This is a genomic window from Luteibacter sp. CQ10, from assembly GCF_040900725.1.
Taxonomy (GTDB): domain Bacteria; phylum Pseudomonadota; class Gammaproteobacteria; order Xanthomonadales; family Rhodanobacteraceae; genus Luteibacter.
The window spans coordinates 703,987-718,292 of sequence record NZ_JAEUYM010000001.1; the positions used below are offsets into that span (position 1 = coordinate 703,987).

Below are 14,306 nucleotides of genomic sequence, written 5' to 3' on the forward strand. Positions count from 1 at the left end.
ACATGGCAACACGCGGCAAGGCAAAGAAGCGCGCGACCGCGCCGGATTTCTCCAGCGATCCGCTCTGGTACAAGGACGCGATCATCTACCAGGTGCACGTCAAGTCGTACTTCGATTCGAACGACGACGGCGTGGGCGACTTCCAGGGCCTGATCGACAAGCTCGACTACATCGCCGACCTCGGCGTGAACACCCTTTGGCTGCTGCCGTTCTATCCCAGCCCGCGCCGGGACGACGGCTACGACATCGCCGAATACAAGGCGGTGCACGAGGACTACGGCAAGCTCGCCGACGCGAAGCGCTTCATTGCCGAGGCGCACAAGCGCGGCTTGCGCGTGATCACCGAGCTGGTCATCAACCACACCTCCGACCAGCACCCGTGGTTCCAGAAAGCGCGCCACGCGAAGAAGGGCTCGGCCGCGCGCGATTTCTACGTGTGGTCGGATACCGACCAGGCCTACGACGGCACGCGCATCATCTTCCTCGATACCGAGAAGTCGAACTGGACCTGGGACCCGGTGGCCGGCCAGTATTTCTGGCACCGCTTCTTCTCGCACCAGCCCGACCTCAACTTCGATAACCCGGCCGTATTGAAGGCCGTGCTCGAGGTGATGCGATTCTGGCTCGACATCGGCGTGGACGGCCTGCGCCTCGACGCCGTGCCCTACCTGATCGAGCGCGAAGGCACCAACAACGAGAACCTGCCCGAGACGCACCAGATCCTCAAGCTGATGCGTGCGGAGATCGACCAGCATTATCCCGACCGCATGCTGCTGGCCGAGGCCAACCAGTGGCCGGAAGACACGCAGGACTATTTCGGCAACGGCGACGAATGCCACATGGCGTTCCACTTTCCGTTGATGCCGCGCATGTACATGGCCATCGCGCGCGAAGACCGCTTTCCCATCACCGATATCATGCGGCAGACCCCGGCGATCCCGGAGAACTGCCAGTGGGCGATCTTCCTGCGCAACCACGACGAACTGACGTTGGAGATGGTCACCGACAACGAGCGCGACTACCTGTGGCAGACCTACGCCGCCGACCGCCGCGCCCGCATCAACCTCGGCATCCGCCGGCGCCTGGCGCCGCTGCTCGAACGCGATCGCCGCCGCATCGAACTGATGAACGCGATGCTGCTCACGATGCCCGGCACGCCCGTGCTCTATTACGGCGACGAGATCGGCATGGGCGACAACATCCACCTCGGCGACCGCGATGGTGTGCGCACGCCGATGCAATGGTCGGTGGACCGCAACGGCGGTTTCTCCCGCGCCGATCCGGCCAGCCTCGTGCTGCCGCCGATCATGGATCCGCTCTACGGTTTCCAGGCGATCAACGTCGAGGCGCAGCAGCGCGACCCGTATTCGCTGCTCAACTGGACGCGCCGCATGCTTGCCGTGCGCAAGCGCTACAAGGCCTTCGGTCGCGGTTCGCTGAAATTCCTCTACCCGGGCAACCGCAAGGTGCTGGCCTACCTGCGCGAGTTCGGCGACGAGCACGTGCTGTGCGTGGCCAACATGTCGCGCAGCTTGCAGGCGGTGGAGCTGGACCTGGCCGCGTTCGACGGGCAGGTGCCGGTCGAGATCATCGGCGGTACCTCGTTCCCGCCGGTGGGACAGTTGCCTTACCTGCTCACCGTGCCGCCGTTCGGTTTCTATGCCTTCCAGCTCTGCCCCAACGCGCAGATGCCCGAATGGCACGAGCAGCCGGCCGAGCCGCTGCCCGACTACGAAACGCTCGTGCTGCGCGGGGCCCTCGTCGAGGGGCCGGTGATGGAACACCACCGCGGCGTGATCGAGAAGCAGGTGCTGCCCGGATACCTCTCGGTGCGCCGCTGGTTCGCGTCGAAGGACCGGGGCATCGACAGCGTCAAGGTGATGCATGCGGTGCCATGGCCCGATCGCGGCGACGACCTCGTGTTCACCGAGATCGAAGCGACGCTCGGCGACGGCGGCAAGGAACGCTACAGCCTCCCCGTGGGCATCGTCTGGGAAGACGAGACGCCCAACGCCCGCCAGCAACAGGTCACCCTTGCGCGCGTCCGTCGCGGGCGCCGCATCGGCATCCTCACCGACGGTTTCGCGCTCGACGCCTTCGTCAACGGCCTGCTCGCCGGTCTGCGTGATCACGTGGAACTCAAGTCGGGCAACAGCGTGATCCGCTTCGAGACCACGGCAGCCTTCGAAGGCGTGGCGTTCGATCCGTCCATCGAGAACCGCTGGTTGTCGTCGGAGCAGTCCAACAGTTCGCTGATCGCGCACGACGCGGGTGTCGTCAAGCTGTTCCGCCGTGTCTCGGCGGGCATCAATCCCGAAGTGGAAATGGGTCGCTTCCTCACCGAGAACGGCTACGCCAACACCGCGCCGCTGATGGGCGAGGTGGTCCGCGTGGGTGAACACGGCGAGCGCACGACACTGGCCGTGCTGCTGGGCTTCCTCCGCAACCAGGGCGACGCCTGGCGCTGGACGCTCGACTTCCTGCGGCGCAGCTACGACGAATACAGCCATTCGCCCGACGACGAGCGGCGCGCGGAGATCGAGGGTGGATACGACGCCTTCGCCGCGGCCGTGGGCACGCGTCTGGGTGAATTGCATGCCGTGCTGGCGAAGCCGTCGGACCTGCCCGCCTTCTCGCCCGAGAAGGTCTCCGGCGAAGCGACGCAGGCGTGGCGCGACGGCGTTCGCGCGCAGGTCGGGCGCGCCCTGCTTGCCGTGGACAGCACGCGGGACATGTCCGAGGAACTGGCCGCCGACGTCGAGGCCCTGCGTGGCCTCGCCGGGGTGCTCGAAGACCGCGTGGGCCAGCTGGCCAGGGCGGGCGAGGGCGTGTTGGCCACGCGTACCCATGGCGATTTCCACCTCGGCCAGATCCTCGTCGTGCAGGACGACGCCTACATCATCGATTTCGAGGGTGAGCCGGCGCGCACGCTGGAGGAGCGGCGCGGCAAGAACACGCCGCTGCGCGACGTCGCCGGGTTCCTGCGTTCGCTCGACTACGCGGCGGCCATGGCGCGTCGCGGCGAGGATGGCCTCGCGCCAGTCGAGGACCCGGGCTTCGGCGACTACCTCGTCCGATTCCGCGAGCGGGCGTCGCGCGTATTCGTCGAGGCGTACCGTCGCGTGCTGGAACGGGCGCCGGTGCGCTGGGTATCGGACAGCGACTTCATGCCGCTGCTCGAGCTCTTCGTGATCGAGAAAGCCGCCTATGAAATCACCTACGAAGCCGCCAACCGGCCGGGCTGGCTCGACGTGCCACTGCGTGGCTTGCTCCACGCCGCGCGCGGCGAAGCGGCCGTGGCGCTGAAGGAGGAAACGTGATCGATCCGCGCTCCTATGGATTGACCGATGCCGATGCCGTCGACGCTCTCGTCCACGGTCGTCACGGCGATCCCTTCGCCCTGCTGGGGCCGCATGACGTCGACGGGCGCCGCGTGGTTCGTGCCCTGCAACCCGGTGCCGACGCCATCGACCTCATCGATCCGCAGGGCCGCGTAATGTCCACGCTCGAGCGCGTGCATCCGGCGGGTCTCTTCGCCGGGTTTCTCGACGGTGAGGGCGGTTACCGGCTGCGTGTCCACTGGCCCGCGGCGACACACGACACGCACGATCCGTATGCGTTCGGCATGCTGCTCGGCGACGATGACCTGCGACGCCTCTCCGACGGCACGCACATCGAACTGTTTCGCTGCCTCGGAGCGCATCCGGTCACCGTCGACGGTGTGCATGGCGTGCGTTTCGCCGTCTGGGCGCCGAATGCGCAGCGCGTGAGCGTGGTCGGCGACTTCGACAGCTGGGACGGCCGCCGCCATCCGATGCGCAAGCGCGTGCCGGCAGGCGTATGGGAGCTCTTCGTCCCGGGCCTGCTGCCGGGCGCCCGCTACAAGTATGAGATATGGGGTGCGGACGGCTCGCTCACCCAGCGCGCCGATCCCGTGGCGCTCGCGGCCGAACTGCCGCCCGCCACCGCCTCGATCGTGGCCGATCCGGAAGCGTTCCGCTGGACCGACGACGAGTGGATGCGCCGCCGCGGCGCGCTGCATCATGCCGGGTCACCGTTGTCCATCTACGAGATGCATGCCGGTTCGTGGCTGCGCGGCCCGGACGGTCGCGAATTGCACTGGGACGAGTTGGGCGAACGGTTGATCCCCTACCTGGCCGGCATGGGCTTCACCCATGTCGAACTGCTGCCCGTCTCCGAGCACCCGTTCGGCGGTTCGTGGGGATACCAGCCGCTGGGGCAGTTCGCCCCGACGTCGCGGTTCGGCACGCCGGAGGCGTTCGCCCGTTTCGTCGACCGCTGCCACGAGGCCGGCATCGGCGTCATCGTGGATTGGGTGCCCGCGCATTTCCCGACCGACATCCACGGGCTGGCGCACTTCGACGGCACGCCGCTCTACGAACACGCCGACCCTCGCGAAGGCTTCCACCAGGACTGGAATACGCTGATCTACAACCTCGGACGCAACGAGGTCTCGGCCTTCCTCGTCGCCAGCGCCCTGGCCTGGCTGGAGCGCTTCCACGTCGACGGCCTGCGCGTGGACGCCGTCGCCTCGATGCTTTACCGCGACTATTCGCGCAAGGCGGGCGAATGGGTGCCCAACATGTACGGCGGTCGCGAGAACCTCGAATCCATCGCCTTTCTTCGCCGCGTGAACGCGCTCGTGGCCGAACGCCATCCCGACTGCATGACCATCGCCGAGGAATCCACGGCGTGGCCGGGCGTGACGCGCCGGGTGGAGGAGGGTGGTCTGGGCTTCACCTTCAAGTGGAACATGGGCTGGATGCATGACTCGCTCGAATACATGTCGCGCGATCCCATCCACCGCCGCTGGCACCATGGCGAGATGACCTTCAGCATGGTCTATGCGTACTCGGAGAAGTACGTGCTGCCGCTCTCCCACGACGAAGTGGTGCACGGTAAGCGGTCGCTGCTCGGCCGCATGCCGGGCGACGAATGGCAGCGCTTCGCCAACCTGCGCGCCTACTACGGCTTCATGTGGGGCCATCCCGGCAAGAAGCTTCTGTTCACCGGCGGCGAGATCGCCCAGCCGCACGAGTGGAACCACGACGCGCAGATCGCCTGGGAACTGCTCGACCACCCCTTGCACCTGGGCGTGCAAATGCTGGTGCGCGACCTCAACCGCCTCTATGCCTCGACCCCAGCGCTGCACGCGCTGGACGCCGATCCGCGCGGTTTCCGTTGGGTCATCGGCGACGACGCGGCGCAGAGCGTGTTCGCCTGGCTGCGATTCGCCGACGAGGGACGCCCGGCGCTGGTCATCTCGAACATGACGCCTACGCCTCGCCATGGCTTCCGTGTGGGCGTGCCCGAGGCCGGGCGCTGGCGCGAGGCCGTCAACTCCGATGCCGTGGACTATGGCGGTTCCGGCGTGGGCAACGAGGGCGAGCGCCATGCGCAGGCCGTGCCGGAACACGGGTTCGACCAGTCGCTCGTGATCAGCCTGCCACCGCTGTCCACGGTGATTTTCGTCGCCGACTGAAGAGGAACACCATGCCCGCGCTACCCGAACGCATGCAATCCGGCACGCCGTATCCCCTCGGCGCCACCTGTGACGGCATGGGAACGAACTTCGCCGTGTTCTCCGCGCATGCGGAGCGCATGGAGCTATGCCTGTTCGATCCGTCGGGTAAACGGGAGATCGCGCGCTACGATCTCCCCGAGTGCACCGACGAGATCTGGCATGGCTACCTGCCACGCGTTCGTGGTGGCACGCTCTACGGCTTTCGCGCCCATGGCCCGTACGCGCCGGAGGAGGGCCACCGGTTCAATCCCAACAAGCTCCTGCTGGATCCCTACGCCCGCCTGCTCCACGGCCAGGTGCGCTGGTCGGACGTGTTGCACGGCTATCGCGTGGCATCGCCACGCGCCGACCTGTCCTTCGATCGCCGCGACAGCGCGGCGGCGATGCCCAAGGCGGTGGTCGTCGACGAGCCGATGCATTGGCGACGGGGAGGCAACCGCCCGCACACGCCGTGGAACCAGACGGTGGTCTACGAGGCCCACCTGAAGGGGTTCACGCGCTCGCTCAAGCGCATCCGCCCGCACGAACGCGGCACCTTCATCGCGCTCGCCGATCCCTACGTGATCGATTACCTGGTGAAGCTCGGCATCACGGCCATCGAGTTGCTTCCCGTGCACGCCTTCCTCCAGGACCGCCGCCTCGCCGAGATGAAGCTGCGCAACTATTGGGGCTACAACACCATGGCGTTCTTCGCCCCGGAGCCCTCGTATCTGTCCGAAGGCACCCTCAACGAGATCCGTGCCGCGGTACAGGCGCTGCACGCCGCGGGTATCGAGGTGATCCTCGACGTGGTCTACAACCACACCTGCGAGGGTAGCGAGCTGGGCACCACGATGATGTTCCGCGGGCTCGACAACAAGAGCTATTACCGCCTGATGCCGGACAACCCCCGCTATTGCATCAACGACACGGGCACGGGCAATACGGTCAACACCGCGCATCCGCGCGTGCTGCAAATGGTGATGGATTCATTGCGCTACTGGGTCCAGACCTTCCATATCGACGGTTTCCGCTTCGACCTGGGCGTCAGCCTGGGTCGCGAGGAACACGGGTTCGATCCGAACGGTGGCCTGTTCGACGCCATGCGGCAGGATCCCGTGCTGTCCTCGGTCAAGCTCATTTCCGAACCTTGGGACATCGGCCCGGGGGGATACCAGCTCGGCAACCATCCGCCGGGTTTCGCCGAGTGGAACGGCAAGTTCCGCGACGACGTGCGACGTTTCTGGAAGGGCGACGCGGGCATGCGTGGCGCGCTGGCCGGGCGCCTGCAGGCCTCGGGCGACCTGTTCGACCATCAGCGGCGCAAACCCTGGGCGTCCGTGAACTTCCTCACGGCGCACGACGGGTTCACGCTGGAGGACCTCGTCAGCTACAGCGACAAGCACAACGAAGCCAACGGCGAGGACAATCGCGACGGCGGCAACGACAACGAAAGCTATAACCACGGGGTGGAAGGGCCGACGGACGATCCCGCCATCGTCGCGGTGCGCGACCGCGTCAAGCGGGCGATGCTCGCCACGCTGATCTTTTCCAACGGCACGCCCATGCTGCTCGGTGGCGACGAGTTCGGTCGCACGCAGCAGGGCAACAACAACGCCTATTGCCAGGATAACGAATTGTCCTGGTTCGACTGGAAACTGGCCGGTACCGACCGCGGCAAGGAGCTGACCGACTTCGTCGCGCGGCTCATCCGGTTGCGGGCCCAGCATCCGACTTTGCGCGCGCCGGACTTCCTGCGCGGCGACGTGGACGTGATCCCGGGCATCCGCGAGGTCGCCTGGTTCGACGAGAGCGGCGCGGAGATGACCCAGGAGACCTGGGGATACACCGAAGGCCGCCTCCTCGCGGTGCGACGTGCGCTCCCCCATGGCGAAAAGCGCGCGGACGTCACCCTGTTGCTGATCAACGGTACGCCCGATGCCCACGTCTTCCGGCTACCCGAACCGGAAAGCGCCTGGCGCATCCGTTGCGATAGCACGAAGCCGTGCGCCGCCGACCTGCCATGGCAGGAGCCGTCGGTGGAGGTGCAGGGGCACAGCGTGATGCTGTTGGCGACCTTGATAAGGAGGGAGCCCGCATGACGGAAACGCACGCGCACGCGATGCCCTATGGCGCGAAGCGACTGGGTGACGGACGAGTGCGGTTTCGCCTGTGGGCGCCCGACGTGGAGTCGGTATCCCTCGAATGCGAGGACGGCCACGCGACACCCATGCGCGCGCTGGACGACGGATGGTTCGAGTGCGTCTGCGACGTGGAGACGGGCGACGGATACCGGTTCCGCCTGCGTGACGATCTCGCCGTGCCCGATCCCGCCTCGCGCCTTCAGCGCGACGGCGACGTGCATGGCTACAGCGTCGTGGTGGACCCGGGCGCCTATGCCTGGCGTCATGCATGGGCAGGCAGGCCTTGGCGCGAGACGGTGATCTACGAACTGCACGTGGGTGCGTTCGGGGGTTTTCGCGGCGTGCGCGATGCGTTGCCGCGCCTGGCCGCGCTTGGCGTGACGGCCATCGAACTGATGCCGATCGCCGAGTTCGCGGGCGAGCGCAACTGGGGTTACGACGGCGTGCTGCCGTTCGCGCCCGCCGCGGCATATGGGACGCCGGACGAACTCAAGGCGCTGACCGACGAGGCCCACGGCATGGGCCTCATGGTGTTCCTCGACGTGGTCTACAACCACTTCGGCCCGGAAGGCAATTACCTTGGCGCGTATGCCGCGCCGTTCTTCGAAGGCGATGCGCACACGCCATGGGGCGCTTCGGTGGGCGTATCCACGCCGCAGGTCGGCGACTACTTCGTGCACAACGCGCTCTACTGGCTCGACGAATACCGCTTCGACGGCCTGCGTTTCGACGCGGTGCACGCCATCGGCAACGCCGGCTGGCTCGGTTCACTGGCGGCGCGCGTGCATGCCGCGATCGGGCCGGATCGCCACGTGCACCTGGTGCTGGAGAACGAAGCAAACCAGGCGCACCTGCTGGGGCGGGGGCGTTTCGACGCGCAGTGGAACGACGACTTCCACAATGCGATCCACGTGCTCATGACGGGCGAGTCGGAAGGTTATTACGCCCATTACCGGCCGGCGATGGAGAAGCTCCTGCGCAGCCTGCGCGAGGGCTTTGCCTTCCAGGGCGAGGTGATGGGCGACAAGCGGCGCGGCGAACCCAGCGGGCATCTTCCCGCGATGCGATTCGTCAATTTCCTGCAGAACCACGACCAGGTAGGCAATCGCGCGCTCGGCGACCGGCTGACGACCCTGGTGCCGCCGGAGACGATGGAGGCCGCGCTCGCGCTGCTGCTCCTGGCGCCGTTCGTGCCCATGCTGTTCATGGGCGAGGAATCGGCCAGCCACACGCCGTTCCTGTTCTTCACCGACTTCCCCGACGAGGCGTTGCGCAAGGCGGTGCGCGAAGGTCGGCGCAAGGAGTTCGAAGGCTTCGCCGGCTTTTCGGCCGACGACATCCCCGATCCGAACCTGCGCGACACCTTCCTGCGTTCCATTCCCGAGTGCGATCCCGCCCATGGAGAGCGTCGGCGCGAACTCGTGCGTGAACTGATCGCCTTGCGCCAGGAGCACGTCGCGCCGTATCTCGACGACGCGCGAGGGCTGCGCGCCGACGCGCTGGGCGAACGCGCCTTCGTCGCCTCATGGTCGCTCGGCGCGCGAACGTTAACGATCTTCGTCAATCTCGGCGACACCGACGTCACGCTCGAACGCCCACCATCGCCCGCGGCGGCGTGGCTGCATGGCGCGGCATCGGACATCGCCTCCGTTTCGCGCGGCGCGATCCCCGCCGGCCGCGCATTGGCTTGCCTGGAGTCCTGATTCGTGAACGTTCCACTCGACGATCGTCTCGCCTTGTTGGCCGAACAGGCGGGCGTGGATGTGCACTGGCGCGATGCGCTCGACCGTCCGCAGTCGACGCCCGCGCACACGCTGCGCCTCGTGCTCGGTGCGCTGGGGTTGCCGGCGGGCGACGCGGACGAGGTCGAAGGCAGCCTGCGCATGCTCGAGGAAGAGCGTCAGGGACGCCGTCCTCCGCGCTTGCTGACGTCCGATGCGGGCGACACGGTCGAACTGACCCCGGCCCCCCGTGGTCGGCGGTGGAAGATCGTCGGAGAAGACGGGTTGCCGGTGGCGGAAGGGGAGTTGCCCTCGGGCGCATCGTCGCTTCCCGCACCGGCGCAGCCGGGGTACTACGCCTTGTGGCTCGACGACGATGAAGTCACGCTCGCCGTCGCACCGCGACGCGCCTTCGGCATCGGTGACGTGGCGGGCCTGCACCGGCCCTGGGGCATGGCCGTTCAGGTGTCCAGCCTGCGCCGTCCCGGCGACGGTGGCGCCGGCGATTTCACCGCGCTCGAACTGTGCGCGCGCGCCGCGGCGGAGAAGGGCGCCGATGCGCTTGCCATCAGTCCCGTGCACGCCTTGTTCGCTGCCGCGCCGGAGCGCTACAGCCCGTATGCGCCGTCGAGTCGCCTGTTCCTCAACGGTCTCTACATCGATCCGTCGCGCACCAGCGGCGAGAAGAGCGTGCGCGCGGTGATCGATTCGCACAATCTTCGCCAGGAACTGGCCGACCTTGAGTGGCTCGACCTGATCGACTGGCCGCGTGCCGCGCGTGCGCGCATGACCATCCTTCGCTCCGTCTACGAGTGGGAGTCGGTCGATTCCGCGCATGCCGAGCGTTTCGCCGCGTTTCGTCGCGAGCAGGGCGAACCGTTGGAGCGTCATGCACGCTTCGAGGCCTTGCATGCGGACTTCACCGCCCATGGTCGTCCGGGCGGTTGGCAGGGATGGCCTGCCGCCTACCATGATCCGTCGTCGTCCGAGGTGGCCGCGTTCGCTCGCGAGCATTCACGCGAGGTGTCGTTCCACGCGTGGTTGCAGTGGCTGGCCTCGCGCGGTCTGTGCGGTGCGCAGAAAGCGGCCCGCGACGCCGGGATGAAGATCGGCCTGGTCGCCGACCTCGCCGTGGGGGCCGACTCCGGCGGTAGCCACGCCTGGGCACACCAGGCCGAAATGCTGCAGGGATTGTCGGTGGGTGCGCCGCCGGATGCGCTCAATCGCCTGGGGCAGGACTGGGGCCTCACCACGTTCTCGCCGCGCGGCCTGCGCGAGACCGGTTTCAAGGGGTTCATCGGCATGCTGCGCGCGGCACTGGCCTATTCGGGCGGCGTGCGCATTGACCACATCCTGAGCCTCAAGCGCCTGTGGATGGTGCCGCATGGCGCGGGCGCCACCGAAGGCGCCTACGTGCGTTACCCGTTGCGCGACCTGCTGCGCCTCGTGGCGCTGGAATCGCATCGGCACCGCGCCATCGTGATCGGCGAAGACCTCGGCACGGTGCCCGCCGATTTCCGTCGCGCCATCGCCGACTCGGGCGTGCTCGGCATCCGCGTGCTCTGGTTCGAACGCGCGGAGGACGGGGGATTCATCGCACCGGCGGATTGGTCGGACAACGCCATGGCCACCACCAGCACGCATGACGTGCCGACGGTGGCCGGATGGTGGAGCGGGCGCGACGTCGAATGGCGAAAGCGCACCGGACTGAACGATCCCGAGGTGGACGAAGCCGCGCGACGCGAGGTCGAACGCCATCGTCTGTGGAGCGCGATGTGCGCCTCGGGTTCGGCATGGAACGAGGACAGCCCTCCCGCGCCGGACGATATCTCTCCCGTGGTGGTGGCCGCCGCCAAGCACGTGGCGCAGACCCCGGCGCCGTTGGCGATCTTCCCCGTCGAGGACGTGCTCGGCCTGCACGAGCAGCCCAATCTTCCCGGCCCCACCGATGCGGTGCATCCGAACTGGCGCCGCCGCATGCCCGATTCCACGTCGCGACTGTTCGACGGGCCGATCGCCAACGCCGTGTGCTCGGCGATCGACAAGACCCGGAACCGTCCATGAGTCCGCCGCGCTCGCTCGCCCGCCTGCAGTTCCACTCGGGGTTCACGCTCGACGACGCCGTGGGCGTGGTCGACTACTACGCCCGGCTGGGCATAAGCCATCTGTACGCGTCGCCGATCCTGCGTGCCCGCACGGGATCGACGCATGGTTACGACGTGGTCGATTGCCACGAGGTCAATCCCGAGATCGGTGGCGAGGATGCCCTGCGCCGGCTCGTCTCGGCCCTGCGCGGACGTGGCATGGGGCTGATCGTCGACATCGTGCCCAACCACATGGGCGTGGGGCCGGAAAACGCGTGGTGGATGGATGTGCTCAGGCATGGCCGCGAAAGCCGTTACGCAGGTTATTTCGACATCGACTGGCAGTCGCCCGATCCGTTGATCCGTGGACGCCTGCTGCTGCCGATCCTCGGCGCGGGATACGACGCCACGCTGCGCGAAGGACACCTTCGCCTCGCGCGGCGGCGCGGTGAATGGATGCTGCGGCTTTACGACGACCACCTCCCGCTGTCGCCCGCGTCCACCCGCGACCTGGGAGACGACGCCGTGGCGTCGCACGACCCGTCGAACGACGAGGGCAGGGCGCGGTTGCATGGCCTGATCGAGAAACAGCATTACCGGCTGGCGTTCTGGAAGCTCGCCAGCGACATGGTGAACTACCGGCGTTTCTTCGACATCAACGAACTGGCGGGCTTGCGCATCGAGCGTACCGCCGTTTTCGAAGACACCCACGCCACGATCTTCCGCCTCTACGCCGAGGGCCTCATCGACGGGGTGCGTTGCGACCACGTGGATGGGCTGTCCGATCCGCGAAGCTATTGCCGTCGCCTGCGCCATCGCCTGGAGCGGCTGCGCACGCGTCGCCCGCCGGGCGCGCCTCGCGATGCCGCGTATCTGGTGGTGGAGAAAATCCTCGCCGAGGACGAGCCGCTGCGAACGGACTGGCGTACCGATGGCACCACCGGCTACGAATTCATGGACCAGGTGTCCGCCGTGCTGCACGACGAAACGGGCGAAGGTCCGCTGACCGGACTGTGGCGGGAGCTGACCGGCGACTCGGCGGACTTCGCGACGCAGGCGGTGCGCGCGCGACGGCAGATCCTCGTCGACAGTTTCGAGGCGGAACTGGACCGCACGGCGCGCGCGCTGTTCGCGGCGGCGCGCGCCGACCTGGCGTCGCGCGATGTCTCCCTGGCGGCGATCCGGCGCGTGCTCGTGGAGCTGCTGGTGCATTTCCCCGTCTATCGCACCTATGCCGGCGGCCTGGGCCGCGATGCTTTCGACGAAGCCATCTTCGCCCGCGCGGTGGAAGGCGCCTTGCGCACGGTGCGTGGCGAAGACGCCGATCTGCTGCATCTGGTGGCGCGCTGGCTCGGTGGCGAAGCCCTGCGTTCGCTGCCGCCGGGGCCCGTGCGTCGCGCGCGGGAGCGGGCCATCGCGATCTTCCAGCAAGCGACCTCGCCCGTGGCCGCCAAGGCCGTGGAGGACACCGCGGGCTATCGTTACGGGCGGCTCCTTTCGCGCAACGAGGTGGGCGTCGACGCGGCGCGGCTGGCCCTGTCACCGGACGCGTTCCACCGGCATGGCGCCGAGCGCGCGGCGACGTTTCCACATACCTTGCTGACCACCGCCACGCACGACCACAAGCGTGGCGAAGACCTGCGGGCACGCCTCGCCGTGCTGTCCGAGGAAGCCGCGCGTTGGGTGGTGACGGTGCAGCGCTGGCGGGAACGGCACGCCGTGTACCGCCAGCGCGCCGAAGGGCGCATGGCGCCCTCGGCCGCCGACGAACTGATGCTCTACCAGATGCTCGTCGGCGCGTGGCCGCTCGACCTCGCCGCCGACGATGACGAGGGACTGGAGCGCTTCGCCACCCGCATTGCCGCCTGGCAGCGCAAGGCGCTGCGCGAGGCCAAGCGCTGGACGCGCTGGACGTCGCCGAACGAGCCTTACGAGGACGCGTGCGAGGATTTCCTGCGTTCGATGCTTTCGGGCGAGTCGGCGGTGGAGTTGCGCGCCTTCGCGGAATACATCGCGGTCCCCGGGGTTGCCAACGGGTTGGCCCAGACGGTGCTGCGGCTGACCATGCCCGGCGTGCCCGACCTGTACCAGGGCACGGATGGCTGGGATTTCAGCCTGGTCGACCCCGACAACCGGCGACCGGTCGATTTCGGACGGCGTTCCGAATCGCTGGCCCGAGGGCTGTCCCCGACGGAAGCGCTGGCGACCTGGCGGGACGGCACGGTCAAGCAGGCGGTGATCCGTGAGCTGCTGTGCCTGCGCAAGGGGCACCCGGAGCTGTTCGCCCGGGGAGATTACCGGCCGCTGGCGGCCGAAGGCCCGGCGGCGGGTCGGGTATTGGCCTTCGTCCGGGAATACCGTGGGCGCAGGCTGCTGGTGACCGTGGGGCGGCACCTGGCGCCCTGGCTGGCCGGCGAGGCGATGCCTTCGGTGCCGGCCGGGCGCTGGGCCGGTACGACGCTGAGGGTACCGGAAGGCGAATGGAAGGGCGTGCTGTCCGAGGGGACGTCGGCTGGGGGTGAGGTGGACGTGGCGGACCTCTTCGCGGGAATGACCGTCGCCGCCTGGACCTCGGCGTAGCGCTTCGCAGGAATCGCCGATGCGATCGGCTCCCACCCCTTCGGTAGCCGACTTTCCGCCCGTGGGCTGGGCGGGCTTTTATCCCTCGTCGCCGGGTCGGCAGCAGCTGCCACCCCTTCGGTGGCCGACTTTCCGCCCATGGGCTGGGCGGGCTTTTTTTCCTCGTCGCCAGGTCGGCGCAAGCTGGCTACCGAAGGGGTGGGAGCCGATCGCATCGGCGAATCAGGTCGCCCCAGTGCCTCCAGCAAGCCTC

General features: G+C 67.8%; 6 protein-coding genes. All 6 read left to right on the forward strand.

The features are described from left to right. Nucleotides 1–2 precede the first annotated feature (2 nt). From treS to treY, 6 genes are read left to right on the forward strand one after another with little or no spacing between them, the layout of a single operon-like run. A complete protein-coding gene (gene treS, locus JNG39_RS03255) occupies nt 3–3,320 on the forward strand; it encodes a maltose alpha-D-glucosyltransferase (protein WP_368309641.1) in 3,318 nt (1,105 codons plus the stop codon). Further along, nucleotides 3,320–5,503 carry a 1,4-alpha-glucan branching protein GlgB gene (gene glgB / locus JNG39_RS03260; protein WP_368310802.1) on the forward strand — a complete coding sequence of 728 codons (2,184 nt, stop codon included), beginning with the start codon at nt 3,320–3,322 and terminating at the stop codon, nt 5,501–5,503. Before treS ends, glgB begins: the two co-directional genes overlap by 1 nt. Nucleotides 5,504–5,514: 11 nt before the next feature. After that, nucleotides 5,515–7,626, forward strand: a complete 2,112-nt coding sequence (gene glgX / locus JNG39_RS03265; RefSeq protein WP_368309642.1) for a glycogen debranching protein GlgX — start codon at nt 5,515–5,517, stop codon at nt 7,624–7,626. After that, on the forward strand, nt 7,623–9,371 hold the full coding sequence (treZ, locus tag JNG39_RS03270) for a malto-oligosyltrehalose trehalohydrolase (protein ID WP_368309643.1): 1,749 nt from the start codon (nt 7,623–7,625) through the stop codon (nt 9,369–9,371). The genes glgX and treZ overlap by 4 nt, the downstream gene beginning before the upstream one ends. Nucleotides 9,372–9,374: 3 nt before the next feature. Beyond that, complete coding sequence (malQ, locus tag JNG39_RS03275) at nt 9,375–11,453, forward strand: 4-alpha-glucanotransferase (protein WP_368309644.1); 2,079 nt, start codon at nt 9,375–9,377, stop codon at nt 11,451–11,453. Then, complete coding sequence (gene treY, locus JNG39_RS03280) at nt 11,450–14,053, forward strand: malto-oligosyltrehalose synthase (RefSeq protein WP_368309645.1); 2,604 nt, start codon at nt 11,450–11,452, stop codon at nt 14,051–14,053. The genes malQ and treY overlap by 4 nt, the downstream gene beginning before the upstream one ends. The last annotated feature ends 253 nt before the right edge of the window (nt 14,054–14,306 follow it).